12 protein-coding genes are annotated in these 16,904 nt (G+C 39.5%); 1 reads left to right on the forward strand and 11 read right to left on the reverse strand.

Annotated elements, in window-relative coordinates:
* Window positions 1-5 precede the first annotated feature (5 nt).
* From HYX58_03910 to HYX58_03955, 10 genes are all read right to left on the reverse strand, one after another.
* On the reverse strand, window positions 6-4,487 hold the full coding sequence (locus tag HYX58_03910; protein MBI2775122.1) for a hypothetical protein: 4,482 nt from the start codon (window positions 4,485-4,487) through the stop codon (window positions 6-8).
* A 147-nt stretch (window positions 4,488-4,634) separates the two neighbouring features.
* Window positions 4,635-5,714 carry a spermidine/putrescine ABC transporter substrate-binding protein gene (locus HYX58_03915; protein ID MBI2775123.1) on the reverse strand — a complete coding sequence of 360 codons (1,080 nt, stop codon included), beginning with the start codon at window positions 5,712-5,714 and terminating at the stop codon, window positions 4,635-4,637.
* Between the two features lie 15 nt (window positions 5,715-5,729).
* Complete coding sequence (locus HYX58_03920; GenBank protein ID MBI2775124.1) at window positions 5,730-6,512, reverse strand: ABC transporter permease; 783 nt, start codon at window positions 6,510-6,512, stop codon at window positions 5,730-5,732.
* Window positions 6,513-6,521: 9 nt separating this feature from the next.
* Window positions 6,522-7,391, reverse strand: a complete 870-nt coding sequence (locus HYX58_03925) for an ABC transporter permease (GenBank protein MBI2775125.1) — start codon at window positions 7,389-7,391, stop codon at window positions 6,522-6,524.
* The gene (locus tag HYX58_03930) at window positions 7,388-8,485 is read right to left on the reverse strand and encodes an ABC transporter ATP-binding protein (protein ID MBI2775126.1); all 1,098 of its coding nucleotides are present in this window, start codon (window positions 8,483-8,485) and stop codon (window positions 7,388-7,390) included. Before HYX58_03930 ends, HYX58_03925 begins: the two co-directional genes overlap by 4 nt.
* Window positions 8,482-9,159 (reverse strand): hypothetical protein, encoded by a 678-nt coding sequence (locus HYX58_03935; GenBank protein ID MBI2775127.1) that lies wholly within the window; start codon window positions 9,157-9,159, stop codon window positions 8,482-8,484. Before HYX58_03935 ends, HYX58_03930 begins: the two co-directional genes overlap by 4 nt.
* A gap of 153 nt (window positions 9,160-9,312) precedes the next feature.
* Window positions 9,313-10,062 carry a hypothetical protein gene (locus HYX58_03940; protein ID MBI2775128.1) on the reverse strand — a complete coding sequence of 250 codons (750 nt, stop codon included), beginning with the start codon at window positions 10,060-10,062 and terminating at the stop codon, window positions 9,313-9,315.
* A 119-nt stretch (window positions 10,063-10,181) separates the two neighbouring features.
* Complete coding sequence (locus tag HYX58_03945) at window positions 10,182-11,240, reverse strand: hypothetical protein (protein ID MBI2775129.1); 1,059 nt, start codon at window positions 11,238-11,240, stop codon at window positions 10,182-10,184.
* Window positions 11,241-11,366: 126 nt separating this feature from the next.
* On the reverse strand, window positions 11,367-14,240 hold the full coding sequence (locus HYX58_03950; GenBank protein MBI2775130.1) for a BamA/TamA family outer membrane protein: 2,874 nt from the start codon (window positions 14,238-14,240) through the stop codon (window positions 11,367-11,369).
* Between the two features lie 230 nt (window positions 14,241-14,470).
* Entirely contained in the window at window positions 14,471-14,755 is a 285-nt protein-coding gene (locus HYX58_03955; protein MBI2775131.1) for an acylphosphatase, read from the reverse strand.
* Between the two features lie 226 nt (window positions 14,756-14,981).
* On the opposite strand from HYX58_03955, the gene HYX58_03960 reads away from it, so the two are divergent.
* Window positions 14,982-16,412, forward strand: a complete 1,431-nt coding sequence (locus HYX58_03960; GenBank protein ID MBI2775132.1) for a glutamate--tRNA ligase — start codon at window positions 14,982-14,984, stop codon at window positions 16,410-16,412.
* Between the two features lie 214 nt (window positions 16,413-16,626).
* On the opposite strand, the gene HYX58_03965 is transcribed toward HYX58_03960, so the two are convergent.
* Complete coding sequence (locus HYX58_03965) at window positions 16,627-16,881, reverse strand: hypothetical protein (protein MBI2775133.1); 255 nt, start codon at window positions 16,879-16,881, stop codon at window positions 16,627-16,629.
* Window positions 16,882-16,904: the final 23 nt, after the last annotated feature.

Here is a 16,904-nt window from a genome sequence, read left to right on the forward strand (position 1 = left end):
CGTCATTACGATCCACGTATTTCAGTGACTATGTTTATATCACCTGTCGCATCATCAACGTTCAGATGGACAGCGCCACGTGCTAATGAGTAGTCATAGCTCCTTGGATCTGCAGAAGTACCGCCTAAAACGCGCGTATACGGTGTACGGTTGATAACATTATTATGAACATACGCAACAGTAAATACATTGAGATTTGTCATTGCGCAGTTTGCTTTTGGCGACGCATATGAGTCTATTTCTCTTGTCGCCAAATAGGTATACAACGCTAACGGAGTAACGGCTGTAGGTTGCGGAGGTTGAGTAGCATCATTCAGAATATCTTTTGAAGAGAAAATACCAACCGTTAAGCTGCTATTTACGACGCCGTTAAATGTTGTCACTGTTGGATTTAAAGTAATACCCAAACTTGGCCCGCGCAAAATAGTACGCAAATCGGTCATGAAGGGTTCGGCTGGCGTATCAAATGATCCTGAGCGCTTTGGAGAATATGCGTCAAAAAGAGCGCGACCTGTTTTGAAGAATTCATGATCGGTTGGAATCGTTTCGCCTTGCATCAAGATATCCATTAATTTCATAATTAATGGGCGAACCTGATCGGTAGGCACCATAAACGATTCACGCTCAGTTGTCATCAACTTATCGAAGAACTCATGAGCTTTCCCGACGAATGCATCATTAAACTGCACTCTCTCTGGAGCGGTCAAACAATTCTGCATAAGAATCATGTTTCCGCCGCCAAGAATATTGGCAACTATTGGATCGAAGTTGAATGTATAGGAATTAGCAGGCCCAATTGCTAACAGAGAAGCAAGATTGAAGTTTCCTGAAAATATTTGATTATGACGGAAAATCCCTTCAGAGTTGGTAATGCTGATATTGCCCACGTTTGCCAAGCAACCCACAACCCAGTTATTTGGGAAGGTGCTCGTTTTATCAACCATGCCGACGCCCATGCCAAAGAATCCTTGGCGATTGATCTGGAATACGGCACCTATGCCATTAATTGTTAAGTTGAAGTTAACGAGTGCACCTGGAGTATTAAGTGTATTACCAATTTGGAATGCGCCACCTTGAATACTATCGTTACCAATTTCAAAACGGGATCTATCTTGTAAAATCAAACTAATGTTTGTGAAGTTCGTGCAGGTTGGATCGGTTTCCACACCAAAGAATGTATCGTTTGGCACGACGAAGCTTGATGCATCATTAAAGACGATCGTGCCATTACCGATTAACTTTACGCGAATTGGATCAAGATCAGAAACCGACAATCCGGCTTCTTCGCCCAGGTTGAACACGCGCTCTAACGAAAGCGATGCGTTATCGGTAAATACAACGGTACCGCCGCCTAAAATCATGCGCGCGCCTGGCTCAAATACCAAGCTTAAGTTACCCGCAAATTCTATATTTTGCGTAGGAAGTGTGAATTGCGAAAGATCAAGCACACCAGTATTAAGAACATGAATCTCTTTAGGATCTTGCGAATGGAAGCGTAAGGTTTGCGGCGATCCTATACCAAAATTTGGCCCTGGCATTATATGACATACGTTATTAATGATAACATCTTCATTAATCTCAAATGTGCCGCTGCCATTTGCGCATAATTCTACGCCGTTGATACCAAGAACTATCTGAGCAGAATCGGAATCAAGATTACGGTGAACCGTATTAAGTCCAACCACGCCTTCATTTTGAACTACGATGAATGCAACGGGAGCTTCTGCCGTATTGCAGCCAAGCAAGAATACTAATTCACGAATATTACCACCATCAACCAATAGATGAGCCTGATCACCAATACGTGAGCGTTTGATTTGGAACTGATCAACCGTACCTTGAACCGTTGGTAACGATTGCAAGTTTGCCGCGGTTACCGGCGGGCAGAAACATGCACTTGGTGTAAATACTGGTTCATAAGGAACAAAGCTTGGTGTGCCTGTATAATCCTTTGTTACCGCACCCCAATCCATGGTGAAATCTGATAAGAATTGGCCGGCTGGAACTAAGATCGGCGAGTTAGGTGGTGTGAGATTAATATTCCACTGTGTAATGCCGACACGGTTCCGGAAATTCACTTGATTTTCGGGAAGATCAATCACGCCGTTTCTACTGCGGACAACCATCGTTGAGAAGTTAGCGATAGCCAAACGGTCGATCGTAATCGTTCCATTTGCATCAACAAATATTGCCCCTTGGCCCGTTGTACCACTTGTTTCAGGAAGACCAAGAGATCCGCCATGCGTTTCAAACGATAGATAATCACCAACTATTACAAGCGATGGAGTCGTTACCAAGGCAAACGGAATTCCTTGCGTACTGGTTCCCACGGCAGCATCGGTACCGATTGAGATATTACTGTTGTTGCCCAAGAAAATAGTGTGAACAGAGAACTGACCAGTTATGTTTCCCGTAATTCCTTGCGTAATGCATGATGAGTTGTAGCTAACGTCTAAAAGCAATTTTTGCAAAGATGTTACAGCCTGTGCATTTTCTTGGAAAATATCAAGATGTGAATCTTTATCAATGAGTTGACCTGCTGCAGATAAAGAACCTAGATTGGTTCCTAAAATTACGTAGCGACCATATGCGTTATCAATCGCACGTCCGTTTGCATAAAAGAGGAATTCACTTACGTTGCCACCCGGGTTTATCGAATCGTTTGGCACACGAATATCAACGCCAGTAAATCCTGCGCTTGTATTAAAACGAATGAACGCATCGTATAATGCAATCGTTGGACGCTGTTGACCAACAGGATTGCAAAGAACGAATGTTTCACCACCAATGTAGGTTGGCTCAGAATTTAAATCACAACGTCCGAGATTGTCACGCTCGAGCACAATATGATTTACGTCCGTATGCATTATTGAAGCATTTTCAATATTCATACGGTTATTAATAATCCATCCAGCACTGTTATAATGTTGGTATGAACCATCTGCGTTTAACGCAAACGTACGCATTGGAAATTGTGTTTCAGTGCCCTCTACAAATACTGGGCATCCAGATTTTGTAACAGCCAATGAAAGGACATTAAGTCCATTGCTTCCTAATGGATCGCCATCGACATTTAAAATTCCTTCAACATCAAATACTAAATTACCAACGCCCGGTGTTCGTTCCAATGGGCTAATGGTAAATGAAAGAACGAGCGAGCCGTTTACGGTTACAAATTCGGTAAAACTTCCCAGATTATCGGCACCCGAACGGAAATAAATTGCCGATGCGCCTTCCATAACAATATGCGCAGGAATCGCATTAGCATTTTGGAATCCATCTACAACAAATGCTGATGGATTACGGAATTTAATAAAATCTTGCGCGCTTGATGCTTCACCGTTTAAGATCGCCGCCTGTATTAATGGCTGTAAATTACTAAATGGTGTTGTTACAAACGGAACCGCGTTCGTAGTGGTACCTATGTAATTCAAATAGGTTATGTTTTGTAACTCCATCTCTGCATTTGTTCCAAGAATAAATCCTGTTTGTGTTCCAGTTATAAAGAACTGGCCATCACAGAATGGATCTTCCATATAATTCGTGAGAACATTATTTTCGTTAATGACTGTTAAACAAGCAGGTGTTCCAGCACCACTATTTGCATTTTGTATAATGAAGTGTGCATTGCCGCCAGCAGGAACAGCTAAATTAATATCTGATATGAGAATGTTTGGATTATTTAATCCGCCTGCTGCTGTTAATTGATGGCCCATGATATCCACGTTTGCACCATTGAGCAAACGAAGTATCATTAATCCAGCGCCTGTATTAGATGGATCAAACTTAATGAGCGCAGTTTCTGTGGCGCCACCTGAAGCAACGGGCGTTACTGCCATATAGCTCATAATTGAGCGCGGGCCAACCTGAACTTCTACATTACCTGCAAGATCTCCAGCACCTAATGAACCAAGTGGTTGGAATCTACTAAAGAGAACTATTGGGCTTGCACCATTTTGCATCGCAACAAAGAACTTCGTTCCACCACTTGTTGGAATCGAACTGAATGCGACATGTTTAGTGCCTTCAATAAAGAAGTTAACATTACCACCGCCTGATACGGTAACGAGAAGATCAAGAAGTGTTGAACCGTTTGCCGTTCCTCTAAAAAGAAGATCATTGGTTAACGAGAACGTAATCGAATGTCCCGTTGCAGCATATAAATATAAGCGAGCTGGATTAGTTGGAACACCATCAGCTCGATTTCCTGAGCCCGTAATAACTGCATCGCCATTCGTTACCGTAATTGCGATATCGCAATTTATGGCCTGAACATGAATACCATCAACAAGCGCATTGGTTCCTATGACATCAATATTTTGGTCAATAACATCTGATGTAACGCCTGGGCTAAATCCTCCAGGACCATCACTCAGATTATGCCAGTTGACTGTTGTGGCGCATGGCGCTGCAACTAATAGTTTTGAAGTAAAAATCAATGCAACGATTAATAATCGTTTCGCCAAATAATTGGCAGAATTCTTCATAAACTCCTCGCCTTTTTTAAAATACTACTACTTTTCTTGCTCCTGAAAATACAATCAATCTTCTAACATACTACTAAAATTAATAGCTATAATTTTGATTTTTTATTAGTTGAGAATAAAACATTTCTAACAAGTAAAATCAATGAATTATACTTTGATTGCCATCCAAAGATGGTTAAGCTGCTGCTCAGAAGTCAATAATCTAAAAAAATGAAGAGAGTTGATAGCTAGTCGATGTGCCTCAATTAAAGAAGATGGCGCGCCGGCGCTTTCCAACCATTCGTTAAGTTCTATCGTTGCCGGAATAAAAGGATATTTGTGAAAATGATGTTTTAAAATTTCTGGTTCAAAAAGAAAATTAATGAAATCATAAACAGCATCTGCATTTTCGGTGGTTCGTGAAATCACCAAACTATCAAGCACAAGAAAACCGCCTTCTTTTGGAATCTCAAAATTAATCATATTATTCTGCTTGAGCGTATTCATAATAAAAGGGCTCGCAACAACCGCAACGCTACATTGTTCTGAGCGAAGCAAATAATCGGCACGCATATCAGCATCTACATACGCTTGCACATGCGGACGCTGCGCAACTAAAAGTTTATAAATTTCTTGTTGCTGAGCCACTGTAAGTTTTTCGATTGCGCCGTACAAATAATAGGCTGCTATAGCTACCGCTTCTCTGCCACTATTAAGCATCGCAATCTTTCCTGGCAGCGTTTGATCAAAAAGAAGTTTCCAAGATACCGGTTCACGATCGGCTAAAACATCACTGCGAACACCAAGCCCATACACAGCCCAATGATACGGAATCGAATAATCATTATTTCGATCGAAATAAACACCCAACAATTCAGGATTTAATCTATTCCAGAAATTCAGCTTCGAGCGATCAAGAGGCATTATGAGCTGAGTATCAATGAGTTTTTCCATAATATAATCGGAAGGAATAATTAAATCGAAGCCTTGCGCTCTGCCTGCTAGCAATTTAATAAATAGTTCTTCATTGTTTTCAAAATATGAAAGCCGAACTTTAACGCCAGTTTTTTTCTCAAACTTGGTAAGCAGTTCAGCATCGATCATATCGGTCCAGGTCAGCACCGTAATAATTTTTTTTGGCTGAAACCAACGCATAAGGGGTGAATAAAGAAAAATAATAATCAGCGCACACCAAAAAATAATCATGCCACTACGTACCAACAACCTGAAAGATGCCCTATTGCTCATCAAGTGCCCCTTGAATTAAAAAAGTTTGGTACGAAATCTACTGGTCGCAAGTATTAAAATAATGGCGCTGCTCAATAGAAATAGAATGGTTGATAATGCATTAAGCACTGGCGACATACCGGTGCGAATCGTCGCAAAAATATACAACGATAATGTTTGCGCAGAACTGCCTGCACAAAAAAAAGACAATAAAAAATCATCGAGCGAGATAATAAAAACTAGTAACCCTGCCGATACGAGCGTTGGAGCTACCAAAGGAAAAATCACTTTCATAAAAGTCTGGTTAAGCGTAGCGCCCAGATCAAGCGATGCTTCAATAAGACTATAATCAATTTCTGCAAACCTGCTTGAAAGAAGCGGCACTACATAGCCAAGCCCGAGGATCGTATGGCCGACGATTAAGGTAGTCAAACCAAGTGGAACACCAAAAAAAGTAAAAAAAGTTAGTAATCCAACCGATAAAACAATTTCGGGAACCATCAAGTTTGCATAAAACGATGCAAGGAATTTTTTCATTTTCGCTTGCACACTATAAAAAACCACTAAAAGCCCAAGTACTAAACTCAAAAAAACTGAGCCGCATGCAACTATGAGGGAATTTTTAAACGCATCCCAAATAACTGGCGATTGAAAAAGCTCCGCGTACCATCTTAATGAGAACGAATGCCAGGTATACGGAAAACTTACGCTATTAAAAGAAAAAACAATTAAAATAATAATAGGCAAATAGAGAAAGACATACACAAGCGCAAGTATGATCGGCAAAACATAGCGAGAGAAACCTTCATTAGTCCACATTGCTTAACCTCACACCCGGTAGATAATTTTTTTTAGTAACCAATTAAGCAGCAGAATAGAAAGAAGCAAACATATGCCGCTCATACATGTAAATGCTGCACCCCGCTCAATTTCCAATGCGTTCAGTACATAGTGCGAAATCGCATTTCCCACAAAAACATATTTATCCCCGCCCATTAAAAGTGGAATTGCAAATTCACCAAATGCCAGAACATACACCAGAAAAAAACCGGTTCTAATACCTGGCCAACTGAGAGGCAAAATTACGCGCAAGAATGTTTGCCAGTATGTTGCACCCAAATCCTGGGAAGCTTCAAGCAAATTCTCATCCACTTTTTCTAAAGCGCTCACGAGCGGCATAATCATAAAAGGCATATAGCAATAAAACATAACGATTGAAATAGCAAAAAGATTATGCAAAAGTGCAAGCGGCTCGTGAATCAAACCTAAAGAAGTTAAAAACCTATTCAGTAAACCATCGCGCTCAAGAATAAAAAACCATGCATAAATTAAAATAAGGAGGTTAGTCCAAAATGGCACAAGCAAGAAAAAAAGAAAAAGCTGTTTAAATCTACCCGCTTTGAATGCTAAAAAATAAGCAACTGGATAAGCGACAAGTAAGCAACTGAACGCAACCAATAATGCTAAAAAAAGTGAATTTAAGATAATTTTGAAATGCAAAAAATCGAGGACCGCTACATAATTTTTGGTAGTTACGATGAGTGCAGAAGCGACGCCTGCGCGATCGACAACGCTCATTAAAATCATAACAACTAGTGGAATGCATAAAAAAAATAATTGCCAAATAAAAGCGGGAAGGCAAAAAAAGAAAGGTAGCTCTTGCAAAATTGCTTGTTTGATTTTTTGTGCTTTATTCATCGTTCTAGCAGCACCGCATTTTCTTTTTGCCAATAAAGAAACACTTCGTGGCCGTAATCAATAACTTCCCGCGCGAAATGCTCTTCGTTTTGCTCAAATACTTGCATCAAATAATCATTTGCTAAGCGAACGTTATACTGCGTTGAGCGGCCATGATAAACAATCGATTCTACGATTCCTTTAACTTGATTTGCAAATCCTTGAACCAATTGCTTTGCGATTAAAATTTTTTCAGGGCGAACGCTCATATATACTTTTTTGCCCGGCACCATCCAATCTCTTTTTTCAGGAACAAACATACGAACGGTTGCCAATTGATCAACATCCATAAGTATTTCTTGCCCATTAATTTCTTGAAGTTTACCCTGCAAAAGATTTGTAGTACCCACGAATTTTGCAACAAATGTAGAAACAGGAAACTCATAAATTTCTTTTGGCGTTCCAATTTGTTCTATTGCGCCATCGTGATTCATAATTGCCATTTGATCTGCTACGGTGAGCGCTTCAAATTGATCATGGGTCACGTACACAAACGTCGTTTGCAAATTACTTTGAAGATCAATCAATTCAAGAAGCATTTTTTCTCGTAACTTCAAATCCAAAGCTGCAAGTGGTTCATCTAGCAACAGAACGTCGGGCTGATTAATCACGGCGCGGGCAAGTGCCACGCGTTGTTTTTGCCCACCCGACAATTGATGAATAGATTTGAACATGTGTTGTTCAAGATGCACGCTATTGAGCATTTTAATAACGCGTTGCTCGATAATTTCTGGCGAAACACCTTTTATTCGCTGGCTATAAGCGACGTTATCAAAAACATTTAAATGGGGGAAAAGAGCATAGTTTTGAAATACGGTATTTATGCGGCGTTTATTGATCGGAGCGTGAGTGATTTCTTGATCGCCCAAAAAAATGTGCCCGTTATCAACCGATTCAAAGCCGGCAATAAGGCGCAAAATAGTTGTTTTTCCGCAACCGCTTGGGCCCAGAAGAGCAAAAAATTGGCCTGAAGGAATTGTTAAATTCAAATCCTCAAGAATCGCCTGTCCATCATACGTTTTCTTTATATTTTCGAGCTTAATGCTCTTTGTCATGCTTTCTCCGACCGCGCAATCACGACTGGGATAATAATATCTGCAAGCGTGCATGGTATCACAACTGCCATAATTAACAACACAAAAAGAGGACCCATAAACGGATACCAATTAGTAAACCCTTCGGAAACCATATAAAAAAGTGCCGCTAACGAACTGCAAAAGATGTGCCCGATATGCGTGATCAAAGAATAGATTTTTTTTGAAGAGCCGTTTTTGCTAATCACTAAACCGTTGATAAGGCCGATCGACAAAAAAGGAATAACATTGCGCAGCTCTGAGCCCCAACAAATATGCAGCCTCATCGAAACGCCCAATAATCTTCCCGCTACGTACGGCAGCAAAATATCTGAAAGTGTACAGAAAACGATCGCTGAGCACATTGCAACCACAAAGCCACGCATCATATTAGTTGAATAGCGCGAAAATGTAATCAATGCACCAGATGCAGCAAACGCTAAGTGCACAAAATGAAAACTGTGAAAAAGCATGTGCGTCCCACGCGAAGCCGATGCTGGATCGCCGCGCATAATACCAAAAAACTCAACTAAGCTGAGTACCAAGATCCCCACCGCTACCGAAAAAATAGCGTACGGAAAATGGCACATCAATTCGTCCATTAACGTCCCGTTATGATGCTCGTGTAGATCGCATCCTTTTGAATGATCTTCCATTTTATTTTAAACCTTTATTTTTCAATTAAAAAAGCCATAAAAAGCCTGTGTCTTACACTATAAATCTTTTTTGGGAATTAATCAAAAATTGGATAATAAAAAAGAGCCCAGATTCAACCAGGCCCTTTTTATAGTTTTTGTATTAAAATAAGGCTATTTTTTCTGCCACCTTTTGAGATATGCGGCAAATCCACAGGCGCTAACAATTGCACCGATTCCTGCAGCGATTACTGTTTTTTTGGTAAATAAGCGCTCGCCCATCTTGTTTTGATATGCAAGTTGCACTTGCAGTTTTTTAATCTGCTCTTCCTGGCTTTTTTGCTTTTCAGCATGTTGTTTCTTAAGTTCATCGTTGATTTTGATGAATTCCTGAAGCTGCTTTTCACATTGCTCGTTCTTATTTGCAGAGTGACGGCGCAAACTCTGATTAAATATGTTTTCTTTATAAAGGGGCATATACGGTGTATTTAAAGTTTCTATATTATTGTAATCTAAAACTGTTTTCTCCAATACGATCATTGCATCGACCAACAAGCGATGTTCTTCTCTTGGGGCGAGTAAGTACATACCCGAATTAAATGGCACCACACTTACAGAATTGAGCGGCATAAGCGATTCAAAGGCGCACGCGACCTTCACAAGCAAATCGATAAACCCACCGTTTTCATCAACGCGTAAGAGCTTATGATTTGGGTATTTTTTCATAGTTTCACCCATACTTTTTGGAGAAAGCGGCATCGCATCAACGCTTTCCTTTGAGCTTTTAAGCTTTTCAATCATTGTTATAAATTGTCGTGCTGCCGACGGTGCTTCTTTTCGAGGCACAAGAGGGGATTCCATCCCCAAGAGCACTTTTGAACAAATACTTATTATTATCAAACTGATAAACCCAAACTTTTTCATACCCCACTCCTTTTGAAAGCATTCATTTTTAGAATAGCTCTAAAGGAGATCGGTTTAAAATAAAAAGAGCCCGAATTGCATCGAGCTCTTTTTATTTTTACTAAATTAGGTTTATATTTTTATGCTTTATTCATGTACCAGTTATAAGCTTTTTGTAAACCTGCGTAGCTAGCAAGCGTAACGGCACCGCCTACAAAATATTTTCGCCAAGAGTTTTTTTCGGCTTTTAGTTGGGATTGAAGATTTTGAATCGTTGCGGCTTCGTTTCCAACTGGCTGGTTACCCATTTGCTCAATTAAAGTTTTTTGAGAATCTATTTGCTCTTCCAGCTGGTTTACAACCTGCTGATATTGTTGCGATTTAGCAAGAGCATCCTTTTGACATTGTTGATGGGCAGAATTAGTTTTCTCTGCGCGCAAGAGGGCTTTAATATCCCCTTCTTTTTGCTCTAATGCTTCATTGCCGCAATCTATTGTCTTTTTATAAAATTCAATATTTTGCTTCAGTCGTTTTACCTCTTCCTGAAGCTCATTTCCATTAGAATTGCCATTTTTCACTGAATGTTCAAGTTCGGCTTTTTCTTTTGAAATTTGCGAATAGAGTTTAGCAAGTTTTTCATTTTCTTCAGAAAGTTTTTCAACGGTTTCTTTCTCAGAATCACTTAGGCTATCGCGAACTAGCTTTTTAATTTTTTGAATATCTTGATCGCAAGCTTCGAAATCTAAGCGATCTAATTTTAGATACCCGTACTTATCAGATTCGGAGTGAAAAAGTTTTATTGCTCCATCTTTGGCAAATCTACTTTCGAAAGTTCTGCCTGCGTCCACAATCGCATTCATGAGCGCTGCATCACCAATTATGCCATCTTTATTATATTCTAGACGAATATATACATGCTTATTGTGTGGCGATCTCTCAAACGGCATGCTTAGGTGCGCGGGTAGGGTATTATATTTTTCATTTAGTTTTCGACCTTCGCTAATGGCTTGGGAAAACCTAAGTAGGCCCCCATTTATTACGTTTAGCCCTCCGTTAACGCCATTAACGTATTCCAGTCGCTCTATATTTTCTTTTTTTAGTTTCTCTGCTAATTCAGTACTCTTATTTTCATTCATCCCAAATGCGGAACCGAATGGTATAAGTGCCATTGCTAATAACAATTTTTGTATTTTCTTCATAAATCACATCCATAGTTTCATAGATTCAATAATCACTTATAGAATGCCCAAAATTAAATAACTTGTCAAATAGAAATTATTACAAATAGGCCATTCTTATAGCCCCCTAGAAAGAAAAACTAAATCTCAAAAAGCATGGCCCAGTGTAAACCAAGCCGCGTAAGAGTTTTCTTCAGGGTCTTGCTTGCGCCATTTCCAGCCAATATCAAAACGCAAGGGGCCCATAGGGGTTAAATACCGCAAGCCAAAACCGGTTGATCCCAAAAGAGAATTGCTATCGATCGCCGTTAGCGGTGCATCAGATACTAAAATGCCAATATCTTCAAAAACCGCGCCCCAAAGCCGATCCATAATCGGGATTGGAAATCGTATTTCCAGATTTGCGTTAAAAACAAAACGCCCCCCCTGCGGCACTAAACACTCTTTTCCTTTTTCATCAATAAAAACGCCAAGGGGCGGCGCAAAATCTGGCAAATAGCCCCTGAGGGACATTTCGCCACCCAAATAAAAACGGTCGATCGGCATGATCGTTGCAAAATGATGAGCAAAAATATTTCCCACGCGAACATGCAAACCAAAAATCGTGCGCCACACCGGAAAGAAGAGCGATTGATCCAGCAATATTTTTAAAAACGGTACGCCATTTTTATTGAAGGGGGCCATGCTCTTGCACGAAATAACGGTGAGCGATCCAAAACGTGGATTTGCTTTATTATCGAGCTTATCAATAAAAAGATTTGGTTCGATATAGGCATACGGAGCTTTTTTATCAATTAAAACAGGCTCAAAATTAATGGCGCGAGCTAATTCTACCGATAAATGATTTGTTTCAAGAAGCTCAATGCCAGCATTTATGCCCCATTCCCTTTTATCAGCTTTATAACTTAACCCAAGTAATCCGCCTTGTTGGCGTGCTTGGTAAAGTGGTTTTGCAGATCCCAAAATAATCGGCTGCATATAGGTGCTATTGTATCCCTTCAAAATCAAATTGATCGGAAATCCTAAAAACCATGGCCGCTTATAAATGCCCGAAACATTTCGATAGAAACGAGTAACATCAATATCCAACCGCATACTATCTGCATAATTAAACGGATTTTTAATCAACAACGATCCGCCAAGTTTATAAGTGGTGCCGTTGCGAAATGCGAAATTTCTGCTGACCTGCTGAAATCCTGCACGAACACGAACTTCATAAGGATCATCGTGTACTAATTTTAAGAGTACCGCTTTTTGGCTATCAAATTCTTGCGAACTATCGCCATGCGCATAAATGGTCTCGAAAACATCTAAATCTCGTAATTTTAAAAAAGATTCCCGCACAAGTTCTTTGTTCCACCAATCTCCCTCGCGATAGCTCAGATTTTTTTCTATGAGCGAAAATGGTAATCGTGTCGCCCCTTGCAAAATAGTTTTGCCAAACTTGAATCGCTTTCCTGGAGTAACATGCCAAATAATCTCGACACATTGATCTCGATGCACAATTTCTGCTTTCAATTGAGCATAAAGGTAACCGCGCGATTGAAAATAATTGAGAAGAGTTTTTTTATGGTTATTTAATGTATCGAATGTAAAAAGATCATCCGTTCTCTCTTTACGCAAAAGAATCGCAGCGCATTTTTCATCATCGCTGCATGCGCCCTCAACCGATATTTTTTCAATTGTTTTACGACTTCCTTCATATATTGTCAGCTCCAACATATATTCGTGTGGATTTATTGTGGGTACAAATAGCTCTTTCTCGATTTTTGCATCCACAAATCCTTGTTGGTGATACCATTTTATTAATTGAGCAATCTGATTTTTCAAAACATCTAGATCAATAGGCTTCTTTTTTTTATAAGCTTTGAAAAATTTTTTACAAAGCCATTTTTCATCCATTGATTTTAAGCCTCGCAGAGTAATTGAGCATGCGTGAGCCCGAAGCCCCTCATTAACTAAAAAAAAATGGTTGTTTTTTTCCTGCTCAATTTCTATGCGAACTTCCCAAAAGCCTTTTGAATGATATCGCTCAATTATTTCCTCAGATATAATCGAAAGCGGCACCATATCAGCTGCCCTACCAAAACTAACGCAATGATCTATCAACTCTTTTTTTGAAAAAAACTGATTTCCAAAAAAAATAAATCTCCGCTGGTGCGCCACATTTAAATGAAACGCCAAATTGACCGTGCATCGATCACTTTCGATAGTTTTGCGTAATTCAATGCGCGGATTTAAATATCCTTTTTTTGCTAAATATTCTCTGATCTTTTGTGTTTCATTATTAAGAAGATGCTGGCTGCACACCGAACGTAAAAGTTTTTTTGAACAGCGTTCTTCAATCTTGTGAGCCATCATTCGATGCTCATCATCTACCACTTCTTGATCAAACTTGATCGATACTGCATCGATCGTAAATGGTGCGCCGGGCACAATCGATACGGTTGGTGTCACTAATTTTGATCGGTGATCATAAGTATTATAACTGCTGACACTTGCATTAATAAAACCTTCAGCGACTAACGCTTCTTTAATAATCTTTATAAAATGATAATGGCGCTCAATATCAAATTGTTCACCTTGCTCCATGCTATAAAGATGGCGATATGCTTCTTTTCCAAAAAAAACACCATCGAATTTAACTTTGTGAAACGTCCAGAACCCAACAAGTTTGAAATGGATTCGATAGCTCGTTTGATTACTATTACTAAAAAAAAGTTGGATTGTTTCGAATTTATTTTTTTTCTTTAGATAGGAAAGTGCGCACTCAAGCTGCGCGAAGGAAAGTTTCACTCCAGGTTTAATATCAACTAAATAATTGAACTCGTTCTGACTAAAGAAAACATCAGATTCGTATGAGACCGATTCTATTTTTAATTCTTCAGGAAATTTTTCTTCGAGTTCTTGAATTACTAAATCCCCAGATCGAACGACGGTAACATCAAAATCCGATTGAGCAGAAAATGATATTAATAAAAAGATAATAGAATTAAAAAACAAAACGCGGCAGTATAACACAGCTTTCCTAGAGCTTTTCCTTGATGCAATTAGCTTATCATAATGGGCTACGATTGGTAGGTAACTCTCTGCGATACTATTTGCTAGCTTACGAAAAACAATTTGAAAACGAATTTTCTGAGAATGTAGATAAAAAAAGAGGTTCGCTCATCGCCGAACTGAAAAAAAGAGAACTCTTGTTATTAGAAAAGCATTGGATTTGGCAGGCTAGGAAAGCCTGCCATTTAAATTTATTCGATGATCCTGAAAACTCCTCGATAATCCTTCGACTTAATGAACGGCTCAATTTGAATTCGATCGATACTTTTATTTGCCGCTTCTTTGTGCAAGGTGTCTATTAAATCTTGCAAATCATCTTTTTGCCCGCACGCGATGACCGTGATCGTAGGCTCCGTAGCGCCCACTAAATGCGCAGTTCCCTCGATCGACAATTCTCGAGCTCGATGCGCCACTGTTGCCTGCAAAAATCCCTTGGGGACTTTTAAGACAAACGTAATATGTAAACATTGCTTCATTATCGTCTCCTTTTTCCAGAGCAATCAACCGCTAATGCTCGGTCTATTTTTTTCGCATCTCGTCGGCACCCAGAACTCGCAAGCCTTGAGGGCAATAAATTTGAGAGGAACCTAACAAAAGAGAATTTCGAATGTCAAAGTAAATTGCTGCTAAGTAGCAATACTGGACTCGAAACACCAAGAACGGTACACTATTGACAAAGATACGTATACTCAAGGAATATCAATGAAACCATCAACAGTGCGAGTGCGTTTTGCACCTTCTCCTACCGGCCTTATGCATCTTGGAAGCGTTCGCATTGCACTTTTTAATTTTCTGTTTGCTCGCCATTATAACGGTACCTTTATTTTGCGTATCGAAGATACCGATCTTGAGCGGAATTTTGATCCAGGTGGCGCGATCATTATGGAAGATCTGGGATGGCTTGGACTTTCTTATCAAGAAGGCCCTATTGTTGGCGGGCCCGATGCACCGTATGAACAATCAAAACGCGGCGCCCTTTATCAAGAAAAATTAACAGAACTTATTCAGAAAAATTCGGTCTATCGTTGTTTTTGCACCGTTGAAGAATTAGATCGCAAAAGAACTCGGCAAATAGCAAGCAAGCAGCCACCACGCTACGATAGAACGTGCTTAAAATTGACGCAAAAGCAACTAGATGAAAATCTTTTAAATAACGTCCCTTTTATTTGGCGCTATCAAATACCCGCCGGCACTATACAAATTACTGATCTTTCTCGCGGAAACGTTTCATTTGATCTGTCTAACTTTTCAGATTTTCCGCTTACACGAGAAGATGGCAGTTTCACTTTTTTGTTTGTTAACTGCGTTGACGATATTTTAATGAAAATTTCTCACGTCATTCGCGGCGAGGATCATCTTTCAAATACTGCAAATCAAGTTGTACTCTATCGTGCATTTGATAAAGAAGTGCCACTTTTTTGGCATATGCCGATTATTTGCAATCCTGAAGGAAAGAAACTTTCAAAAAGAGATTTTGGATTTTCCTTGCGCGATTTACGGCAAGCAGGATTTTTGCCTGAAGCAGTATGCAATTATTTAGCAATCATCGGCGGTTCATTTGAGCAAGAAGTAATGACTCTTCAAGAGCTTTCAAAGGCGATTGATTTTAAACATATTCATACGGCAAGCACGATAAAATATGATCTTGAAAAACTTCGCTGGATGAATCATCAATGGATTATGCGCATGGATATCCCAACGCTCACCGATGCAATTTTGCCTTTTTTGATTGCCTCTTATCCGCAGGCTGCAAATCTTGATCGTATAACTATTGAAAAGCTAGTTTCATCAATTAGTAAAGAAATTCACACACTCAAAGATGCATCTACTGCTCTCCACTATTTCTTTGAATCACCTTTAATCACAAAAGAAAAATTGCTTGAACATATTTCGCCAGAAAATTTAGAAATTTGTTTAACAATAATTCAAGAGAAAAAAAAGTTGCTGAGCAAACCGGAAGATTTTATCAAGGAAGTAAAGCAAGCTGCTGCAACTAAAAATGTGCCAACTAAAGCGCTCTTTGCTACCTTGCGTTTACTGATCGCTGGATCGGCGCATGGCGCATCGCTTCACGATATGATTACACTTCTTGGCGCCGATGAAATTACGAAACGGTTGTCGGTAAAAATATAGTGCATTAAAAATTGCGCACCCTTCGATACAATTTTTAACGTAGTTAAAAATCACTCAGGGCGAGCGCAGTAGGTCTCAGTTTTAAATTAGCTCCAGAATCGTTGATAAAATAAAAATTGTTCCCTTCAAAATTTGAAAAATTTCTCTCGCGCTCGTCCTGAGTGGTTTCGAGCGTAGCGAGAAATTGTATCGAAGGATGCGCGACGCGATGATTTCAAACAACAGCATCTGCTTGCATCAATCGATTAGGTAATTTTTTTAAATTACGTACGATCTCTTTTTCTTTAAATAATTCCATCAACTCGAGAAATGGTACTTCGTTCGCCACTGGAACAAAAAATTCAAAAATACTTTCTTGTTTATCAATCGTGCGTTCAAAAACCAAATGTTCGTAACTGCGCAAAATCGCGGCAAACATCCAAACTCGCGAGCGCTCTATATGAGCTTGATAGTAAAAACAGTACGCCATGCAAACACCTGTTTAGGAGAAAA

Source organism: Candidatus Dependentiae bacterium, assembly GCA_016191325.1.
In the GTDB taxonomy this organism is placed as follows: Bacteria; Babelota; Babeliae; order Babelales; family JACPOV01; genus JACPOV01.